This window comes from Citrobacter sp. C1, from assembly GCF_014596895.2.
GTDB lineage: Bacteria > Pseudomonadota > Gammaproteobacteria > Enterobacterales > Enterobacteriaceae > Citrobacter > Citrobacter gillenii.
The window spans coordinates 2,611,888-2,629,901 of the sequence record NZ_CP115035.1 but is presented as its reverse complement, the minus strand read 5'-3'; the positions used below and the strand labels follow the sequence as shown (position 1 = coordinate 2,629,901).

Sequence of the window (18,014 nt, the reverse complement as noted above, 5' to 3'; positions counted from 1 at the left end):
TCAACACGCTAAATATCACTACCGCCCGTGGACGCGGTGCAACGGATTTAACGAACTGGAAACCAAAGAATGAAAAAAGTACTCATCGCTAGCCTGACCTTAGTCGCAATGACCACCGCACCAGCGCACGCCATCAACGCACAGTACCGTGCCCAGTTGGAGCGTTCCGGCTGCAACGAGATGAATGCTGGCAAGGGGTGCGACATCCACAAAACAAAGGCAGAGAATGCAAAAAACGCCGTGAAGCATACACCTAACTCGGTAAATGAATCCAACGTGCCGCAGTACGTTAAAGAGGCTGAGAATATTATCAACCTCAAAGGGATCGCCGCAGAAGAATATTTGATAGAGCGTGGCTGGCGTCAGCAGGCAGATGGCGACTGGAAAAAAGGCGCTCACCTGATGCGCGTCATTGAGGATAAAAAAGGATTTGTGGCAAATGCCCAGATCATCAAGTAATAAAAGACCCCACACCGGGGGCCAGCCTTCGGCTGTTCAAATTCGTTCCTGACGAATTTATCACACAATTACTGACTTTATGAAATTCGAATTATTTTGGATATAGGGGGGATGTTCTTCAGAAATATGTAGTTTATCGCCATGGATAAAGAAAAGCTTTTTAAAGCATAAAATACGTGGCGGTATGATTGAGTGATCTGTAAAAAAACATTGACGATATACACAAAGGGTAAATGTAATGAAAGCAAAATTAATTATGGTGTTGCTTTGTTTGTCTGTGGTGGGTAATGCTAACGCTATTAGCGCCTCATACCGTAGCCAGCTTGAGAAATCAGGTTGCACACAAGTTACTGATGGTAACGGCACATGTGATATTCATAAAAGTAAACGCGAAAACATGAAACACCATCACGCGGAATTAGCCCCCGCTGAACGCACTATAGATCAGGCTGTAGCCGGTAAAAAATTGAGTGAGGTTGTTCCCCTACTGGTTGCTAATGGCTGGGAACAGGATGATAACGCACCTTTAGAATTTGTCTCAAAAGAAGGTGTACGGATGATTTTAGACGTTAATCAGTCTAATGATCAGGTACAGGGCGTAAATTTAAAATAATGAATAATCCTATTTTTATACTGTGGGCGGTAGTCTGTTTAGTAGGTTACATCATAACACTTCATCTTTATCGAGTTGATCAATGAAAACTATTTTTAAAATTCTGATGGTTTCTGCGGTTTGTGGTTCCCTCTATGGCTGTGTGGTACCTCTTGCAAATGATGATTATCAGGGAGCTGGCCACCATCATCATAAAAACAATAAGGGTTATAATGAAGAAGCAGGAAATCATAGCCATTATGTGACTCGAGACGGATTCACTCTGCCGCCTTGTGATGAAATCCCCGATGCCTCCCAGGCAGATAATGGCAACCGTTGCTGGTTCGAATGATAAACGATACGCAACTGACAGCGTTGTCGTGTTAGCGCATTGATAGTGCTCGCGTTCAATACTTCAAGGGAGGCGATACGTCTCCCTTTATCATCTTATATATTAAAGGGTTATCATTTCCTTCCCTTATTTACAAGGATGCGCTACTCTCACGAATGCGTTCGCAACCAAAATGGTTCGGGTCTGTATGCGTGCTTATTAAAGGCTACTAAAAATGAAAAAAATAATCCCAGAATATACGCCAGTTGACTTATCTTGTTGGGCAAGGAAGGAGCATTTTGAGGTATTTCAGACCTTTGCTCAAAGCACAATTAACCAAACAGTTCTCTTAGACATTACCGCGCTGTTAAAACATATAAAAGAGGTTGGCTGGAAATTTTATCCTACTATTATTTTCCTGCTTTCTAAAGTCGTAAACAGACATACAGAGTTTCGTATGGCGATAAAGGACAATGAGCTTGTCATATGGAATGAAGTTCATCCAAGTTATACGATTTTCCATAATGAAACGGAGACCTTTTCATCATTATGGAGTCACTACGATGGCAATATTCATCACTTTCAACATGTTTATGCAGAAGACATGGCACGTTATGGTAATAACCTTTCTTACTGGCCTAAGGGAGAGTCGCTGGAAAATATATTTTTCGTGTCGGCCATTCCTTGGGTAAGTTTTACCAGTTTCAATATCAACGTTGCCAACATGCAGAACTTTTTTTCCCCCATGTTCACTATTGGGAAATACTACAACCAGGATGGAAAAGTAATGTTACCCCTCGCCGTTCAGGTACATCATTCCGTGTGCGATGGTTTTCATGTGGCAAGATTGATCAATGAGTTACAAGAGATTAGCGATAACATATTGCACCATTCAGAAGAGCGCAATGCTTGATGTGCCAGACGATCTCTTATTACAAGCAAGGATAGCAGTCATGTCGGCTAAGAGTACATAACCTCCTGCTAAAGGGCAGCTTGAACGTAAAGCCGCCCTCTATTTTGCCTGTGATAAAGCAACAATGTTACTCAGCCATGCCGTGGTTAATGCGCGTTAACGGTTCATTGACATTAAAGATTTTGAATTGCACGTTTTGCACACCCAGCGGCTTCAGACGGGCTGTATGCTTTTTAACATATGCCAGCGCAGTTTCTTTGTCCTGAAACAGGTAGATGCCGCCGGCTTCCTGGGTTGCTTCGTTTTCTGTCCAGATTTTCCAGATAAAGCCAGGCTCCTGGTTAATGGATTCTGCCAGGTCGACAAGCTGGCGTGACATCTCTTCGCCAAACGGGCCCTGAAAATCAAAGTGCAACTGCAATAGTGTGTTTGACATAATTCCTCCATGGATAACGCTGATGCGGGTAAGTCAGTATCTTATTTTTAATTTATTGCACAATAAACGGCAAAAGATCGCTGATTCGCCAGTCGGTTGAAAATTCGTTATGATCCGCTCCCGTACTTTATCATGGCTGCCTGATGTCTACTCTCTTTGATACCTTTATTGCTCCGCCGTGCCATGACGAGATAGAGGTCCTCTATCAGGACGACCATCTGCTTCTTATCAATAAACCCACCGGTTTGCTAAGCCTGTCGGGAAAAAATCCGCAAAATATCGACTCGGTACATCACCGGCTGGTTCAGATTTATCCCGGCTGCACGCTGGTGCATCGACTTGATTTTGGCACTTCCGGGCTGATGGTGATTGCCCGCAATAAGGCTACCAATGCTGCGCTGTGCCAGCAATTCAGCCTGCGCGCTGTTACCAAGGTGTATAGCGCCTTGCTCTGTGGGCATTTGAGCGAGGATGAAGGGGTGATAGACGCTGCTATTGCCAAGGATCCGGCGCTGTTTCCGCTGATGTCGATATGCGCCATCAGCGGCAAACCCGCGCGCTCCCGCTATCGGGTTGTCGAGCGCTTTAATCATCCGCTGGAAGACGGGACTGTACTGCCGTTAACGCGGGTACAGCTTTTCCCCGAAACCGGTCGCACCCATCAGTTGCGTATTCACTGTCAACATCTGGGATACGCCATTTGGGGCTGCGATCTGTATGGGGGGCGTCTGTTGCCGGGTACAGAACGGACGCCACGACTGATGCTGCATGCCAGCGAACTGCATTTTAAGCATCCTGTCAGCGGAGAAGCGATCAACGCCCACAATGGCAGTCCGTTCTGAATAGGGTGGAGACAATAGCCGCCGGGGGGCGGCTATTGCGGGGTGTTATCGCGCCGCGCGTTGTAAAATAATGGCGGACGGCTGGCGTTGCAGATAACGCATGCGCAGCATCATCATTACTGCAGCAGAGGTCAGACCGATAATAAAGCCGATCCAGAAACCTGCTGGACCCATGCGTTCAACTACCAGGTCGGTCAGTGCGAGGATATATCCGCTCGGTAAACCCAACACCCAGTAAGCGATAAAGGTGATAAAGAAAATGGAGCGCGTATCTTTATAACCACGCAGGATCCCACTGCCAATGACCTGAATCGAGTCCGATATTTGATACACGGCGGCCAGCAACATGAGCTGGGCAGCCAGCGTCACCACTTCAGGATTATTGTTGTAGAGCAGGGCGATGTGCTCACGCAGGGTCACGGTGAACACTGCGGTTAACACCGCCATGCAAACACCGACGCCCAACCCGGTTCTGGCTGCAGTTTGGGCATCAAGCGTTGACCCCTGGCCCAGACGATAACCCACGCGAATCGTTACGGCGGCTGCCAGCGACATAGGAAGAACGAACATGAGCGAGCTAAAGTTCAGCGCGATTTGGTGTCCGGCCACGTCTACAATCCCCAGCGGGGAAACCAGCAATGCCACTACGGCGAACAACGTTACTTCAAAGAATAATGCCAGCGCAATCGGTAAGCCCAACTGGATCAGGCGCTTCATCACCGCGGTATCGGGTTTCTGGAAACCGCGGACGTTGCGAATATCACGCATTGAGCGCGCACGTTTAACGTAGGACAACATGGCGAGAAACATCACCCAGTACACCGCCGCAGTGGCAACGCCGCAGCCTACGCCGCCGAGTTCTGGCATGCCAAAATGCCCATAGATGAAAATGTAGTTAACCGGGATGTTGACCAACAGGCCGAGAAACCCCATCACCATCGCCGGTTTGGTTTTGGCCAGACCTTCACACTGGTTACGAGCTACCTGGAAGAATAAATAGCCAGGCGCGCCCCACAACAGCGCGCGCAGGTAGCCGACGGCTTTATCGGCCAGCGCCGGATCGATATTATCCATGGAGCGGATAATGTATCCCGCATTCCAGAGCACCACCATAATGAGCACAGATACGCTGCCCGCCAGCCAGAAACCCTGGCGTATTTGATGAGCAATGCGGTCGCGGCGACCCGATCCGTTAAGTTGCGCAATGACTGGCGTCAATGCCAGCAGGAGTCCGTGACCAAATAAGATGGCCGGGAGCCAAATGGAGGTCCCGATAGCGACGGCAGCCATGTCCGTCGCGCTGTATCCACCCGCCATGACGGTATCGACGAACCCCATTGCGGTTTGGGCGATTTGCGCAAGAATCACCGGAATTGCCAGAGCTAATAACTGACGCGCTTCGATTACATACTTTTGCACGTTTACACCATTATATTGTTGTTATTTGAGAGACTAAAAAAGCCGCCTGAGAGGGCAGCAAGAAGAAAATACAGGGGAAATTGCAGTCTATTGTAGCGAGGAATACGTAATTCTCCAGTGAAAAAACAGGTGGGGGCGGTGCATTGCTGGCAACGGCAATTTTCACCTGCTATTGTGCACAACAGATATGTCTTAATTACGTTCAGGAGTTAGAGGTATGTTTACGGGTATTGTGCAGGGCACCGCGAAACTGGTGTCTATTGATGAGAAACCAAATTTTCGTACGCATGTAGTGGAGTTACCGGAATACATGCTGGATGGCCTGGAGACGGGTGCATCGGTGGCACACAATGGTTGTTGTCTGACGGTGACCGACATTAACGGCAATCACATCAGCTTTGACCTGATGAAAGAAACGCTGCGTATTACTAATCTGGGCGAGCTTAAAGTGGGCGATCGGGTCAACGTAGAGCGCGCGGCAAAATTCAGCGATGAGATCGGCGGGCATTTAATGTCAGGCCATATTATGACTACCGCTGAGATATCAAAAATTCTGACCTCAGAAAATAATCGTCAGATCTGGTTTAAGGTGCAGGATGCGTCGTTGATGAAATATATCCTGTACAAAGGATTTATCGGCATTGATGGTATCAGCCTGACGGTTGGCGAAGTAACACCGACGCGTTTTTGCGTGCATTTGATCCCGGAAACGCTGGAGCGTACGACGCTTGGTAAGAAAAAACTGGGGGCTCGGGTCAACATCGAAATCGACCCACAAACGCAGGCGGTCGTGGATACCGTTGAGCGCGTGCTGGCGGCAAAAGAAAGTGCAGTAAATCACGTCACCGGCGAAGTCTAAGCCGGCGCGTTTCCAGGCCCCCGTTGAAGGCGGGGGCGAGAATGACTAGCGTGGAACGCGCAGACCGTGTTCTACGCCACGTGAGAACACCACCTGCCAGAGCTGAATATCACGGGCGCGAAATGCGCCGGCACAGGCGTTGAGGTAGTAGCTGAACATACGTTTAAAGCGCTCGGTGTAGTGATCGGTGATTTCAGGCCAGGTTGCCATAAAGCGCGTATGCCAGGCCATCAGTGTAGTATCGTAATCGGCGCCAAAGTTGTGCCAGTCTTCCATCACAAAATGCGGCTCGCTGGCTTTCGCAATCTGGCGCACGGACGGCAAGCAACCATTCGGGAAAATATACTTATTGATCCACGGATCGACGTTATTGTCGGTTTTTCTGGATCCAATGCTGTGGAGCAAAAACAGACCCTCTGGTTTTAAATTGCGATCGACAACATCAAAATAGGTGTTATAGTTTTTTGGACCCACATGCTCAAACATGCCAACGGAGACAATGCGGTCGAAACGATCGTGCAGGTCGCGGTAATCCTCAAGCAAAATAGTGACATCCAGCCCTTCACACCGTGTTTGTGCCAGTTTCTGCTGTTCGGCAGAAATGGTCACCCCCACGACGCTGACGCCGTAATGGGCGGCCATAAACTGGGACAAGCCTCCCCAGCCACAGCCGATGTCCAGCACGCGCATCCCCGGTTTGAGCTGTAATTTTTCGGCGATCATATTGAGCTTCGCCTGTTGGGCTGACTCCAGGGTCGTGGCGTCCTTCCAGTAGGCACAGGAATATTGCATGTAGGGATCAAGCATGCGGGTGAAGAGATCGTTGCCTAAATCGTAGTGTTCTTTTCCGACAACCCACGCGCGTTTTTTATTCTGTAAATTGAACAGGCGCGCGGCGGCGATTCGCAGTGTGTCTTTAAAGTGGCGGGGGAGTTGGCCTTCAAGGCCGGCACGTAAAACCTGAGTAAAAAACATGTCCAGCCGATCGCATTCCCACCAGCCATCCATATAACTTTCACCTAAACCCAGCGAACCTTCCTGTAAAACGCGCTTGTAAAAATCGGGGTTGTTAACGCGAATATCTGCCGGTGCAGTGCCATTAATGGTAATGCCCGCACGGCTTAATAATTCACTGGTGATTCGATACCAGTCATCATCTGGTACGCTGACGTCTTCTATACACGATGAACTCATAGCTTCTCCATCACAGGTCGGTGATCAGAACCTTAAAACAGCGTAGACGCTTTTTGGGCTTTGTGAGAAATCTCACGGAATGAATCCGCGAATCTGTTTTCCGACGTAGAACAGAGGAAGGGAGAACCCCTTACCGAAAAGGCCATCCGTGGTTAAGCGGGAACATGCGTATTCCCGTTAACACATAAAAATTATCGTTTTTGTAACAACTGGAAATCAGTATAGGCCTGAATTTTTGTGGGTTCAATCAAAAAATATTAGCCCGCTAATTAATTATTCAAGCGCTATGAATGTGATTCGCCGGGCGCAGCAGTAGAAACCTCATCAGCGTGAGAGCGACATTCTTTCTGCGACTGCATTTTGTACCCCAGCGCGGCCAGCAACACCGTAGACAGCATGACGCCGGTGGTGGTGAATAGCGGCGTGCTGATCAACCACGACACAACCAGACTTGCCAGGAAGCATAAGCCCAGTTGAAGCGTATTCTGCAGCGCTGCGGCACGTCCTGTTGCCTGTGGGAAGGGACGCAAAGCCTGAGCAACGACAATCGGATAGATAGCACCGTTCGCTATTGCCATCACGCAGAATGGGATCAGGATTTCGGCCAGCGCAACGTGGTGAATAAAGCCGACCGCCCAGGTAGCGATAACGCTCACCGCATACAGAATGAGCAGCCACGGCAGTAATTGACGACCTTCCCATTTTTGCAGGGCGGCACGACAGCCGTATCCGCCGATCAAAAAGGCGATGGTTTGCGGCACATAGCTCAGGCCAATGACGGCCGGGCTATAGCCCATCTCGCTCAGGATAAACGGCGAGCCGGTCAGCCACGCGAAAAAGCTCGCGGAACAGGCCGCATAAATCAGCACGTTGCCGCGGTAGGTTCTGGAGCGCAGCAGGGTGGCAAAGGTGAGCTTATCCTGGCTATCGTCACGCGCTTTAGCCGTGGGCTTCAGGCGCAGGGCCGGCAGCATCAGGATCAGGGTGATGGCAAACAGGGTGGCAAAAATAGCCTGCCAGGAAAAATGCATCAGGATCCAACTGCCTAATAATGGCGCGAGCGCGGGAGATAACCCGACCAGCGGCATAATGGTGGCAAAGATACGGTTCACTTTTTGCGAGGGATAATAATCAGCAACCAACGCCTGCCAGATAACCGACGCCGCACAGACACCCACAGCCTGGATAAAGCGCAGCACCAGCAAGCCGGTGGCGTTTTCGACCCAAAGCATGCCAAGACTGCTCAGCGCGAAGATGGAGAGGCCCAGTAGCAAAATAGGCTTGCGGCCATAATGGTCGGAGAGTGGCCCCCACAGAAGTTGCGCGATGGCAAAACCCGCTAAGAACAGGCTAAGGCTGGCGCTGACGGCTGATGCTGGGGTTTGCAAATCGGACTGAATAGCCGCAAATGCTGGCAAATACATATCCGTTGCCAGAAAACCGAGCACGCTAAGACCTGCCAGCCAGACTAAAAACCCTTTTCCAGGTTGCATCATTATTTCTCTTTATAAGCAATAGAACAGTGCCGCTGAGTGTAGTGAGTGAAATTCTTGCTGTGAAACGCTAATATTTGCTTATTGATTTCAAATTTTTTGCAGGCAGAGTATGTGGTCAGAATATTCCCTTGAAGTGGTGGATGCAGTCGCACGCAACGGCAGCTTTAGTTCTGCCGCCCAGGAGTTGCACCGCGTGCCTTCGGCGGTGAGCTATACCGTGCGTCAACTGGAGGAGTGGTTGGCTGTGCCTCTTTTCGAACGTCGCCATCGGGATGTGGAATTAACCCCCGCCGGGGCGTGGTTTTTAAAAGAAGGGCGTTCTGTTATCAAAAAAATGCAGATCACTCGCCAACAATGTCAGCAAATTGCCAACGGCTGGCGTGGGCAACTGGCGATTGCCGTCGATAATATTGTCAGGCCGGAGCGGACCCGGCAGATGATTGTGGATTTCTACCGTCATTTTGATGATGTGGAGTTAATCGTTTTTCAGGAGGTGTTTAACGGCGTCTGGGATGCGTTATCGGACGGGCGCGTGGAGCTGGCGATTGGCGCGACGCAGGCTATTCCGGTAGGGGGGCGCTATACGTTTCGCGATATGGGAATGTTGAGCTGGAACTGCGTGGTGGCAAGTCATCATCCGCTGGCGTCGATGCCGGGACCGCTCAGTGACGATACGTTGCGCAACTGGCCGTCGCTGGTACGAGAAGATACCTCCCGTACGTTGCCAAAACGTATTACCTGGCTACTGGATAACCAAAAACGGGTGGTAGTGCCTGACTGGGAGTCATCTGCCACCTGCTTATCGGCTGGGCTCTGTGTTGGGATGGTGCCGACGCATTTTTCCAAACCGTGGATCGACAGCGGAAAATGGGTTGCACTACAGCTTGAAAATCCCTTTCCTGATGCCGCGTGTTGCCTGACCTGGCAGCAAAACGATACGTCACCCGCACTGAGATGGCTGCTGGACTATTTAGGGGACAGTGAAACGTTGAATAAAGAGTGGCTGCGGGAGCCAGAGTAAGGCTCCCGCACAACAGATTATCGACGATAATCGCGGAACGGACCATCGGCCACGGAGCGACGTTCTACCAGGCGCGGGTGCACCTCAATAGACTGTGACTCTTCGCGTTTATTCACGATACGGTCTAACAGCATGTTAAAGGCCGTTTCACCGAGCGAATCTTTTGGCTGATGAATGGTGGTTAATGCCGGGGTGAAGAAGCGGGCGTTACGCACGTTGTCGTAACCAATCAGCGACACATCTTGCGGGACGCGCAGGCCCATCTCATCAGCGGCGCAAAGTGCGCCCATCGCCATGATATCACCACCGCAGAAGACGGCGGTCGGGCGGTGCGACTGGGAGAGGATCTGCTGCATGGCGCGATACCCGGATTCAGGCTCAAAATCGCCCTGGACAATCCAGTTGTCAGGCACTTTAATCAGCGCTTCTTCCATCGCCTTCATAAAGCCCGCCAGGCGTCCGGCGCCGGTGTTACGCTCCATAGACCCTGGGATCACACCAATCTCGCGATGACCGCGTTCAACCAGATAACGGCCTGCCATATAACCGCCTTCAAAGGCGTTATCGATGACCGTATCGGTAAAATCGGCTTTGGCTTCGCCCCAATCCATCACCACCATCGGAATATGGCGATATTCTTCGAGTATGGAAAGCAGAGGTTCCGGGTATTCAGAACACATCACCAGCAGACCATCTACGCGCTTCTGCGCCATCATGGAGAGGTAGGCCTGCTGCTTCTCGAGGCTGTTCCACGCGTTGCCCAGAATCAGCGTATAGCCTTTCTGGAAGCAGTTCTTCTCAACGGCTTCGATGATTTCCGCAAAGTAGGCGGCTTCGCTGCTGGTCGCCAACAAGCCAATCGATTTAGTGTGATTCACCTTCAGACTGCGTGCCACCGCGCTTGGGGAATAATGTAGTTCTTTAATTGCTGCCCAGACGGCATTGCGCGTTTCTTCCGCGACAAAGCGTGTTTTGTTAATTACGTGTGATACGGTTGTAGTGGAAACGTTTGCTCGCTTCGCTACATCTTTAATTGTTGCCATTACATCTCACTCCAGACCATATCCTAAGTTCCTGAGAATACTCCAGGTAAACGTTTGCCTTCACACACCCTTCGCGCAACATCAGGGTTGCGGTACGCCAGGAAAACGACACGGAACGTCAGGAAGGGGTCAATGGCCGGTACGCTAATCAAGTAAGCGTGGAATTTTGTCTGATCTTTACGAAAAGGGGAAGAGTTAAAAGCATTTATCAATATAAATCGTGAGAGATTTTTACCTTCAAGTGTGCAAAAATGCGCAATATCACTTTTTGTGTGGGAATAAAAAGGAGAAAACTTGATGAGCACCGATCTGAAATTTTCGTTAGTCACCACCATTATTGTTCTGGGTTTGATTGTTGCCAGTGGTTTAACCGCCGCGCTGCATTGATGTATCGCCGAGGGAGAGCTATCTCCCTCATCCCGCCAACCCGTCCTCCCACTGCTATTGTTTGCAAATAAGCAAAAGTCTTTTGCATTTTTGTTAACTTTATTATTTTTGCGATCAATGTCATGCTTTTGACTCTTATTCTGTGTCGTGCTACGGCTCGACGTTACGGAGTCGCTGTATGAAAATAAATTATCCACTACTGGCGCTGGCGATAGGGGCGTTTGGTATCGGCACGACGGAGTTTTCTCCGATGGGGTTATTACCCGTCATCGCTAAAGGCGTCGATGTCTCGATTCCGGCGGCAGGGATGCTAATTAGCGCCTATGCGGTAGGGGTGATGGTCGGTGCACCGTTAATGACCTTATTGCTTTCTCATCGCGGGCGCCGCAATGCGCTGATTTTTCTGATGGCGATTTTTACGCTCGGCAACGTGCTGTCGGCGTTATCTCCCGATTACACTACTCTGATGCTGTCGCGTATTCTGACCAGTCTTAACCATGGGGCCTTTTTTGGTCTCGGCTCGGTTGTAGCGGCAAGCGTGGTTCCAAAGCACAAACAGGCCAGCGCTGTCGCCACCATGTTTATGGGACTCACCATCGCCAATATTGGCGGCGTTCCTGCAGCGACCTGGCTGGGTGAAACCATCGGCTGGCGCATGTCCTTTATGGCAACGGCGGGTCTGGGGGTTATCTCGATGGTCAGCCTGTTCTTCTCGTTGCCGAAAGGCGGAGCAGGGGAGCGCCCGAACGTGCGCAAAGAGCTGGCGGTGCTCATGCGCCCGCAGGTGGTGTCAGCGTTGCTGACTACTGTGCTGGGAGCCGGTGCGATGTTCACGCTCTATACCTATATTTCACCGGTGCTGCATAGCATCACCCATGCCACGCCTGCCTTTGTAACCGGAATGCTGGTGCTGATTGGCGTCGGGTTCTCAATCGGTAACTATCTGGGCGGTAAACTGGCGGACCGCTCAGTCAACGGCACGCTGAAAGGCTTCTTACTGCTATTGATGGTGATTATGCTGGCAATCCCGTTACTGGCGCGTAGTGAATTGGGTGCAGCCATCAGCATGGTAGTCTGGGGTGCGGCAACCTTTGCGGTAGTTCCGCCGTTACAGATGCGTGTGATGCGCGTTGCCAGCGACGCGCCGGGCTTATCATCCTCGGTCAACATTGGTGCGTTTAATCTGGGGAATGCGCTAGGTGCGGCGGCGGGTGGCGCAGTGATATCGGGTGGTTTAGGTTACAGTTTTGTCCCGGTGATGGGGGCAATTGTGGCTGGGATGGCGTTGCTACTGGTCTTTGTCTCCGCGAGAAAACAGCCTGACGAGGCCTGCAGCGTCACGAACTAACGCTAAAACGCAGAAGGGAGTCCCTTCTGCGTTATCATTTTTATGCTGCGAAGTTTTTCGCAACAAACTCCCAGTTCACCAGCGCCCAGAAATGTTCCAGGTAGCCAGGACGCGCGTTGCGATAGTCGATGTAGTAGGCGTGTTCCCACACATCAACGGTCATCAGCGGCGTTGCATCGGTGGTCAGCGGTGTTCCGGCATTTGACGTGGAAACGATAGCCAGTTTGCCATCAGTACCTTTTACCAGCCAGGTCCAGCCAGCGCCGAAGTTTTTGATCGCCGCATCGGTGAATTGCGCTTTGAAGTCAGCGAAGCTACCAAAAGATGCAACAATGGCTTCAGCCAGTTCACCGGTCGGTTCACCGCCCGCGTTGGGTGCCAGGCAGTTCCAGTAGAAGGTGTGGTTCCAGACCTGAGCCGCGTTGTTAAACACACCACCTTCAGAGCTACGTACGATCTCTTCCAGTGATTTGCCTTCAAACGCCGTGCCTTTGATCAAGTTATTCAGGTTAGTAACGTAAGTCTGGTGGTGTTTGCCATAGTGGTATTCCAGCGTTTCAGCAGAAATGTGCGGCGCCAGAGCATCTTTGGCATACGGTAATGCAGGTAATTCGAACGACATTGCTTCTCTCCTTATTATTTATATTGAGTACACACAATAGCCTCATTGTGAGTAAGGATAGGGTAGCAAATTGAAAGGTTATGCAAAAGAAGAACTTACCCTACAGCACATACTGTAGGGTAAGATTTTAGCGAATTGTTTTTGGCGTCATGACACGACGAGCGCCCACATAGTGGCGCTGCCAGTAATCTTCACTCAGGGAGGTGATTTGGATCTCCTGACCGCTACGTGGTGACTGAATAAACTTACCGTTGCCAACGTAGACACCAACGTGATCGGCGGTGCCGCGGCCCTGGGTACGGAAGAAGACCAAATCGCCGTTTTTCAGTTCATCGCGGTCGATCGGTGCTGCGTCGCGCAGGTGGTACATTTCATTGGCAGTACGCGGAATGCGGAACTTCACCAGGTCCTTATACGCGTAATAAACCAGACCACTGCAATCAAAACCGGTTCTCGGCGAAGAGCCACCCCAGCGGTAGGGTTTACCGATCTGGTTCATCAGAGTAGACATCGCGGTTTTGGTCGCTTTTTGCACTTTCACTTTATGGGCATCAGCGAGGGCTACCGGGGCTGTTGATTTTACTTTTACACAGCGCGGCTTGTGACCTTTGCGCGGGGTGCATTTTTCAGTCCAGGTGACCGCAGCGGTTTGTGTTGTTGCGACTTTACTGCGACGGTTGACCGTTTTGGTTGTTTTTGCAGGTGTCGCGGTGCGTTTTTTGGAAGAGGAAGCGGTTTTGGTGCTGGATTTACTGGTGGTTTTTTTTGCCGTTTTCTTGCTGGTTTGTGTGACTTTTTTACTGGCTGTCGCGCTTTTCTTTTTATCTACCGTTTTGAGCGTGTGGGAAACGGCAGGTGTCGTCCTGGCCTGCTTCGAAGCATGGGCCACTGACGTAAAAGGGAGTGTGGTAAAAAGCAAAGCACAGAGCGTGATCGAGATCCGGTTTATCCGCGCCACTGAGCAGTCCTCTGTTAGGGCAGGTCTATCATGCCTGCGTGTGATTTTCAAAACTTGATGATTCTAATCTATAGAAACGGGGAAAGTTAATAGCTTTTTTTGTTTAAAATAGTGTTTCGTTACCGACCGCAAAAAAAAACAGCAATCAACGCCAATACTGGCGAAGGGATAATCAATTCCTTGTGCATAAAAGGGATAAGTAAGATTCTGAATGCAACTTATGGCGACTGGCGATAAAATAATAACCGTAAGAAAAATGTTATTTTCCGTTGTCAGTCAGACCCGTTACAATGTCAGACTACTGCCGTAAAAGAAGTTAAGGAAGCAAGATAATGAGCACCACTATCGAAAAAATCCAGCGCCAGATCGCTGAAAACCCGATTCTCCTGTACATGAAAGGTTCTCCAAAACTGCCAAGCTGCGGTTTTTCCGCTCAGGCTGTGCAGGCGCTGTCTGCCTGTGGTGAACGCTTTGCTTATGTTGATATTCTGCAAAACCCGGATATTCGCGCCGAGTTGCCGAAATACGCAAACTGGCCAACCTTCCCGCAGCTGTGGGTTGATGGTGAGCTGGTTGGCGGCTGCGACATTTTAATCGAAATGTACCAGCGCGGTGAATTGCAGCAGCTTATCAAAGAGACTGCGGCGAAGTACAAAACCGAAGAGCCGGACGCTGAGTAATCAGCAGAAACGAAAAAGCGACCAGTCTGGTCGCTTTTTTTATGGTCCGCTTATGCCTCTTCAGGCATTGGCAGGGGCCACCCACCAAGACGTTTCCAGCGGTTAACGATTTCGCAAAACAGCACTGCCGTCCGTTCGGTGTCATACAGCGCAGAGTGCGCCTGGTTGCCATCAAACTCCATTCCTGCAGCCAGACACGCTTTAGACAGTACGGTTTGCCCGAGCGAAAGACCGCTTAAGGCCGCAGTGTCAAAGGTCACAAACGGGTGAAATGGGTTGCGCTTCAGCGAGGCGCGTTCGGCGGCTGCCATCATGAAGCTGTGATCGAAGGTGGCATTATGCGCAACCATAATCGCCCGATTGCAGCCGCTGTCTTTGATGCCTTTACGCACCATTTTGAAGATGGCGTGCAGGGCGTCGTATTCGCTGACCGCGCCGCGCAACGGGTTGCTCGGATCAATACCGTTAAACGCAAGTGCTTCTGGTTGCAGATTTGCCCCTTCAAACGGTTCGACGTGGAAATGCAACGTCATGTCCGGCATCAGCCAGCCTTGTTCATCCATTTTCAGCGTGATGGCCGCAATCTCGAGCAGCGCATCGGTTTTGGCGTTAAATCCCGCTGTTTCTACATCAATGACGACAGGATAAAAACCACGAAAACGGTCACACAGACCGGAAAGTTGAGCGTTATCGGACATCTGGGTCTCTTAATACGGGAAAATTGCAGCGCGTATTATGACAAAATGATGAGTATAAAACTACGGGCACAGACGATCTGCGCCCGAGGGGTGGTTAGTCACCCAGGCCGCGGCCTGCGTCTTTCTCTTCGATCAGTTCGATTTTGTAACCGTCCGGATCTTCTACAAATGCGATAACCGTCGTCCCGCCTTTGACCGGACCCGCTTCGCGCGTCACGTTGCCGCCGTTCTGACGAATGCGCTCGCAGGCTTCTGCGGCGTTGTCTACGCTCAGAGCAATGTGGCCGTAGGCAGTGCCCAGGTCATATTTGTCGACGCCCCAGTTGTAGGTCAGCTCAATGACGGCTTCATCGGTCTCAGGACCGTAACCGACAAAGGCCAGAGAATACTTGTATTCAGGGTTTTCACTGGTACGCAGCAGCTTCATGCCCAGCACGTTGGTGTAAAATTCGATGGAACGCTGCAGGTCACCTACGCGCAGCATGGTATGAAGTAAACGCATCTTTTTCCCCTTCAAAAATGGCTAGTACATTCAATATGTTGTTTTAGTATAGCGGCGTTGTTGCGCCGCTATCAATGCCAGAACGGAGATTGCGCAATTACAGGGTCGGATAATCCGTGTAACCCTCTGCACCGCCGCCGTAGAAACTCTCTGCGCGCTGCGAGTTCAGTTCTGCTTTGTGCTGCAAACGTGCGACCAAATCCGGGTTGGCAATATAGGCGCGGCCAAAGGCGACGGCGTCGATCAACCCTTTCTCAATCAGCGCTTCTGCTTTTTCCGGGGTGTAGGCACCAGCACCAATAATCGGACCGTGGAAACGCGCGCGAACTTTCTCGCGGAACGCATCGCTATACGGCTCTCCGCCGGCCCAGTCTGGTTCGGACATGTGCAGATAAGCGATACCACGTTTACCCAGCTGTTCAATCAGGTACAACGCATCGGCTTCTTCATTCGGGCCGTTATCAACGTTCTGGAAAGAGCCGATTGGGGATACGCGGATGCCAATCCGGTCTGCGCCCCATTCTTTGATACCGGCATCAACGACTTCCAGCACCAGACGTGCACGATTTTCGACGCTGCCGCCGTACTGATCGGTACGCTGGTTAGAGGTGGGTGACAGGAACTGGTGTAGCAAATAGCCATGGGCAGAGTGCAGCTCAACCATGTCAAAGCCAGCCTCGCGTGCGTTGGCGATTGCCTGACGGAAATCATTGACGATGCCCGGGATTTCGTCGGTTTCCAGGGCGCGCGGCATTGAGGTGTCGGCACGCGTTGCCATACCGTTTTCATCGCGCAGCGAGGTACGGGTACCGGCGCTGATGGCAGAAGGGGCAACTGGCGGTTGTCCGTTCGGCTGCAGGCTGACGTGAGAGATACGACCGGTGTGCCACAACTGTACGGCAATATGACCTTGTTCAGCGTGGACGGCGGCGGTGATTTTTTTCCAGGCTTCAATTTGTGCTGCGCTGTGTAATCCCGGCGCACCGGCGTAGCCTTTTGCCTGAGCAGATATCTGAGTGGCCTCGCTGATGATAAGACCAGCGCTGGCGCGTTGGCGATAATACTCGGCCATCAGCGGAGTTGGGATGTCGCCAGGTTCGATGCTACGCAGGCGCGTCAGTGGGGCCATAAATACGCGGTTGGCCGCCGTGATGGCTCCTACTTTCAGCGGGGAAAACAATTTTTCAGATGACATATTAACTCCAGGTATGAATAGACCGGTCGTCTAGCGATTGGGTAAATAAAAACGCCTGTTAAACGGCAGGCGTTGCAATAATGTTTTTAACGTGTGCCAGCGCATTTTCCAGTGGGGTGGCACTGCGAGACATCTTGGCCTGCAGGTTGGCCCCGAGCCACAGCGCATACAGCACCTGCGCTTGCTGCAGCGGTTCGCCGCTAAACGACAGGCAGTGTGTGTCGCGACCTTTTTCCAGCGCTTGCGCCAGCAGGGTAATAATGTGCCGAGCGCCTTTATCCATCGCCGTACGCATATCTTCAGAGAGATCGCATACTTCAGCCGACAGTTTGACCGTTAAGCAACCGCTAATAATGCCGTGTTGACTAAACTGATTCAGGGTTTCCTGATAGTAGGCGAGGATTCTGTCGCGGTAGTTACCGGCACCCGATGCTAAATGTGTGGCCAGCCGAAGGTGGTAGGCCGCGTAATGGCGTTCAAGCATGGAAACACCAAACGCTTCTTTAGAGCGAAAATAGTGGTAAAACGACCCTTTGGGCACCTCGGCGGTTTTCAGCAGTTCGCTTAAACCCATACCGGTGAAACCGCGCTGCATGCAAAGCTGCTCGCCGGTTGCCAGAAGATGTTCGCGTGTGTCGTGTTCAGTTGCTTTGTTCATGGCATGGAGTGTAATAGACCAGTCGGTCTAATGCAATAGCGCTTGCCAGAAATTCAGTTAGCGTCTTCAATAGGTATAACTATCTTACGTAAGGAGGGGATGTGGCCGAACAGCTGGAGTTTTTCCCCGTCCAGAGCCCGTGCCGCGGGATCTGCCAGTCCGACGAACGCGGCTTTTGCCGTGGATGTTTTCGTAGCCGGGATGAGCGCTTTAACTGGCAGAAAATGAGCGATGCCGAAAAGCAGGATGTGCTGCGTCTTTGTCGTCAGCGTCTGATGCGTAAATTACGTGCAAACAATCCCAGCCCGCCAGAAGAACCGCAACAACCTTCACTCTTTTAAAAGCGTAATTGCGTATACTC

General features: G+C 51.0%; 22 protein-coding genes. 11 read left to right on the top strand and 11 right to left on the bottom strand.

Annotated elements, in window-relative coordinates; translation table 11 throughout:
- The first annotated feature begins 69 nt into the window (after positions 1 to 69).
- The 4 genes from IB214_RS12690 to catA all read left to right on the top strand — a co-directional run bounded on the left by IB214_RS12690 (position 70) and on the right by catA (position 2,295).
- Positions 70 to 459 carry a hypothetical protein gene (locus tag IB214_RS12690; protein WP_117343051.1) on the top strand — a complete coding sequence of 130 codons (390 nt, stop codon included), beginning with the start codon at positions 70 to 72 and terminating at the stop codon, positions 457 to 459.
- A 238-nt stretch (positions 460 to 697) separates the two neighbouring features.
- Positions 698 to 1,072, top strand: a complete 375-nt coding sequence (locus IB214_RS12685; protein WP_115258584.1) for a hypothetical protein — start codon at positions 698 to 700, stop codon at positions 1,070 to 1,072.
- Between the two features lie 82 nt (positions 1,073 to 1,154).
- Positions 1,155 to 1,403 (top strand): hypothetical protein, encoded by a 249-nt coding sequence (locus IB214_RS12680; RefSeq protein WP_135912098.1) that lies wholly within the window; start codon positions 1,155 to 1,157, stop codon positions 1,401 to 1,403.
- 214 nt (positions 1,404 to 1,617) lie between these two features.
- Complete coding sequence (gene catA, locus IB214_RS12675; protein WP_117343052.1) at positions 1,618 to 2,295, top strand: type A chloramphenicol O-acetyltransferase; 678 nt, start codon at positions 1,618 to 1,620, stop codon at positions 2,293 to 2,295.
- 127 nt (positions 2,296 to 2,422) lie between these two features.
- Here catA and IB214_RS12670 read toward each other — a convergent pair whose 3' ends face one another.
- A complete protein-coding gene (locus IB214_RS12670) occupies positions 2,423 to 2,731 on the bottom strand; it encodes a monooxygenase (RefSeq protein ID WP_117343053.1) in 309 nt (102 codons plus the stop codon).
- Between the two features lie 143 nt (positions 2,732 to 2,874).
- On the opposite strand from IB214_RS12670, the gene IB214_RS12665 reads away from it, so the two are divergent.
- On the top strand, positions 2,875 to 3,573 hold the full coding sequence (locus IB214_RS12665) for an RluA family pseudouridine synthase (protein WP_117343054.1): 699 nt from the start codon (positions 2,875 to 2,877) through the stop codon (positions 3,571 to 3,573).
- 45 nt (positions 3,574 to 3,618) lie between these two features.
- Here the strand turns inward: IB214_RS12665 and mdtK are convergent, their stop codons facing one another.
- Positions 3,619 to 4,992 carry an MdtK family multidrug efflux MATE transporter gene (gene mdtK / locus IB214_RS12660; protein WP_096757166.1) on the bottom strand — a complete coding sequence of 458 codons (1,374 nt, stop codon included), beginning with the start codon at positions 4,990 to 4,992 and terminating at the stop codon, positions 3,619 to 3,621.
- 217 nt (positions 4,993 to 5,209) lie between these two features.
- Here mdtK and IB214_RS12655 point away from each other — a divergent pair, with 217 nt between their 5' ends.
- Positions 5,210 to 5,851, top strand: a complete 642-nt coding sequence (locus tag IB214_RS12655) for a riboflavin synthase subunit alpha (protein ID WP_096757165.1) — start codon at positions 5,210 to 5,212, stop codon at positions 5,849 to 5,851.
- Between the two features lie 45 nt (positions 5,852 to 5,896).
- Here the strand turns inward: IB214_RS12655 and cfa are convergent, their stop codons facing one another.
- Both cfa and punC read right to left on the bottom strand, forming a co-directional pair.
- Entirely contained in the window at positions 5,897 to 7,045 is a 1,149-nt protein-coding gene (gene cfa / locus IB214_RS12650; RefSeq protein WP_117343055.1) for a cyclopropane fatty acyl phospholipid synthase, read from the bottom strand.
- Between the two features lie 284 nt (positions 7,046 to 7,329).
- Complete coding sequence (gene punC, locus IB214_RS12645) at positions 7,330 to 8,538, bottom strand: purine nucleoside transporter PunC (RefSeq protein WP_096757163.1); 1,209 nt, start codon at positions 8,536 to 8,538, stop codon at positions 7,330 to 7,332.
- 112 nt (positions 8,539 to 8,650) lie between these two features.
- On the opposite strand from punC, the gene punR reads away from it, so the two are divergent.
- Entirely contained in the window at positions 8,651 to 9,562 is a 912-nt protein-coding gene (gene punR / locus IB214_RS12640; protein ID WP_096757162.1) for a DNA-binding transcriptional activator PunR, read from the top strand.
- A gap of 17 nt (positions 9,563 to 9,579) precedes the next feature.
- Here punR and purR read toward each other — a convergent pair whose 3' ends face one another.
- Complete coding sequence (purR, locus tag IB214_RS12635) at positions 9,580 to 10,605, bottom strand: HTH-type transcriptional repressor PurR (protein ID WP_117343056.1); 1,026 nt, start codon at positions 10,603 to 10,605, stop codon at positions 9,580 to 9,582.
- Positions 10,606 to 10,902: 297 nt separating this feature from the next.
- Between purR and cydH the strand changes: the two genes are divergently transcribed.
- Both cydH and IB214_RS12625 read left to right on the top strand, forming a co-directional pair.
- On the top strand, positions 10,903 to 10,992 hold the full coding sequence (cydH, locus tag IB214_RS12630; RefSeq protein ID WP_072036634.1) for a cytochrome bd-I accessory subunit CydH: 90 nt from the start codon (positions 10,903 to 10,905) through the stop codon (positions 10,990 to 10,992).
- A gap of 178 nt (positions 10,993 to 11,170) precedes the next feature.
- Positions 11,171 to 12,340, top strand: coding sequence for an MFS transporter (locus tag IB214_RS12625; protein ID WP_117343057.1), 1,170 nt, complete (start codon positions 11,171 to 11,173; stop codon positions 12,338 to 12,340).
- 40 nt (positions 12,341 to 12,380) lie between these two features.
- Here the strand turns inward: IB214_RS12625 and sodB are convergent, their stop codons facing one another.
- Entirely contained in the window at positions 12,381 to 12,962 is a 582-nt protein-coding gene (gene sodB / locus IB214_RS12620) for a superoxide dismutase [Fe] (RefSeq protein WP_096757159.1), read from the bottom strand.
- Between the two features lie 127 nt (positions 12,963 to 13,089).
- On the bottom strand, positions 13,090 to 13,920 hold the full coding sequence (locus IB214_RS12615) for a C40 family peptidase (protein WP_117343058.1): 831 nt from the start codon (positions 13,918 to 13,920) through the stop codon (positions 13,090 to 13,092).
- 332 nt (positions 13,921 to 14,252) lie between these two features.
- On the opposite strand from IB214_RS12615, the gene grxD reads away from it, so the two are divergent.
- A complete protein-coding gene (gene grxD, locus IB214_RS12610) occupies positions 14,253 to 14,600 on the top strand; it encodes a monothiol glutaredoxin 4 (protein ID WP_003832760.1) in 348 nt (115 codons plus the stop codon).
- Between the two features lie 50 nt (positions 14,601 to 14,650).
- Here grxD and rnt read toward each other — a convergent pair whose 3' ends face one another.
- The 4 genes from rnt to IB214_RS12590 all read right to left on the bottom strand — a co-directional run bounded on the left by rnt (position 14,651) and on the right by IB214_RS12590 (position 17,653).
- Positions 14,651 to 15,298, bottom strand: a complete 648-nt coding sequence (rnt, locus tag IB214_RS12605) for a ribonuclease T (RefSeq protein ID WP_096757157.1) — start codon at positions 15,296 to 15,298, stop codon at positions 14,651 to 14,653.
- A gap of 94 nt (positions 15,299 to 15,392) precedes the next feature.
- Positions 15,393 to 15,800 carry a lactoylglutathione lyase gene (gloA, locus tag IB214_RS12600; RefSeq protein WP_115258575.1) on the bottom strand — a complete coding sequence of 136 codons (408 nt, stop codon included), beginning with the start codon at positions 15,798 to 15,800 and terminating at the stop codon, positions 15,393 to 15,395.
- Between the two features lie 97 nt (positions 15,801 to 15,897).
- Positions 15,898 to 16,995 carry an alkene reductase gene (locus tag IB214_RS12595; protein ID WP_117343059.1) on the bottom strand — a complete coding sequence of 366 codons (1,098 nt, stop codon included), beginning with the start codon at positions 16,993 to 16,995 and terminating at the stop codon, positions 15,898 to 15,900.
- Positions 16,996 to 17,053: 58 nt separating this feature from the next.
- A complete protein-coding gene (locus IB214_RS12590; RefSeq protein WP_117343060.1) occupies positions 17,054 to 17,653 on the bottom strand; it encodes a TetR/AcrR family transcriptional regulator in 600 nt (199 codons plus the stop codon).
- A gap of 101 nt (positions 17,654 to 17,754) precedes the next feature.
- On the opposite strand from IB214_RS12590, the gene IB214_RS12585 reads away from it, so the two are divergent.
- Positions 17,755 to 17,994 (top strand): DUF1289 domain-containing protein, encoded by a 240-nt coding sequence (locus IB214_RS12585; protein WP_117343061.1) that lies wholly within the window; start codon positions 17,755 to 17,757, stop codon positions 17,992 to 17,994.
- Positions 17,995 to 18,014: the final 20 nt, after the last annotated feature.

Excerpts from the sequence above, each read along its gene's own strand:
- IB214_RS12690 (WP_117343051.1), top strand. The coding sequence starts at position 70 with ATGAAAAAAGTACTCATCGCTAGCCTGACCTTAGTCGCAATGACCACC.
- IB214_RS12685 (WP_115258584.1), top strand. The coding sequence starts at position 698 with ATGAAAGCAAAATTAATTATGGTGTTGCTTTGTTTGTCTGTGGTGGGT.
- IB214_RS12680 (WP_135912098.1), top strand. The coding sequence starts at position 1,155 with ATGAAAACTATTTTTAAAATTCTGATGGTTTCTGCGGTTTGTGGTTCC.
- catA (WP_117343052.1), top strand. The coding sequence starts at position 1,618 with ATGAAAAAAATAATCCCAGAATATACGCCAGTTGACTTATCTTGTTGG.
- IB214_RS12670 (WP_117343053.1), bottom strand. The coding sequence starts at position 2,731 with ATGTCAAACACACTATTGCAGTTGCACTTTGATTTTCAGGGCCCGTTT.
- IB214_RS12665 (WP_117343054.1), top strand. The coding sequence starts at position 2,875 with ATGTCTACTCTCTTTGATACCTTTATTGCTCCGCCGTGCCATGACGAG.
- IB214_RS12655 (WP_096757165.1), top strand. The coding sequence starts at position 5,210 with ATGTTTACGGGTATTGTGCAGGGCACCGCGAAACTGGTGTCTATTGAT.
- cfa (WP_117343055.1), bottom strand. The coding sequence starts at position 7,045 with ATGAGTTCATCGTGTATAGAAGACGTCAGCGTACCAGATGATGACTGG.
- punC (WP_096757163.1), bottom strand. The coding sequence starts at position 8,538 with ATGCAACCTGGAAAAGGGTTTTTAGTCTGGCTGGCAGGTCTTAGCGTG.
- punR (WP_096757162.1), top strand. The coding sequence starts at position 8,651 with ATGTGGTCAGAATATTCCCTTGAAGTGGTGGATGCAGTCGCACGCAAC.
- purR (WP_117343056.1), bottom strand. The coding sequence starts at position 10,605 with ATGGCAACAATTAAAGATGTAGCGAAGCGAGCAAACGTTTCCACTACA.
- cydH (WP_072036634.1), top strand. The coding sequence starts at position 10,903 with ATGAGCACCGATCTGAAATTTTCGTTAGTCACCACCATTATTGTTCTG.
- IB214_RS12625 (WP_117343057.1), top strand. The coding sequence starts at position 11,171 with ATGAAAATAAATTATCCACTACTGGCGCTGGCGATAGGGGCGTTTGGT.
- sodB (WP_096757159.1), bottom strand. The coding sequence starts at position 12,962 with ATGTCGTTCGAATTACCTGCATTACCGTATGCCAAAGATGCTCTGGCG.
- grxD (WP_003832760.1), top strand. The coding sequence starts at position 14,253 with ATGAGCACCACTATCGAAAAAATCCAGCGCCAGATCGCTGAAAACCCG.
- rnt (WP_096757157.1), bottom strand. The coding sequence starts at position 15,298 with ATGTCCGATAACGCTCAACTTTCCGGTCTGTGTGACCGTTTTCGTGGT.
- gloA (WP_115258575.1), bottom strand. The coding sequence starts at position 15,800 with ATGCGTTTACTTCATACCATGCTGCGCGTAGGTGACCTGCAGCGTTCC.
- IB214_RS12595 (WP_117343059.1), bottom strand. The coding sequence starts at position 16,995 with ATGTCATCTGAAAAATTGTTTTCCCCGCTGAAAGTAGGAGCCATCACG.
- IB214_RS12590 (WP_117343060.1), bottom strand. The coding sequence starts at position 17,653 with ATGAACAAAGCAACTGAACACGACACACGCGAACATCTTCTGGCAACC.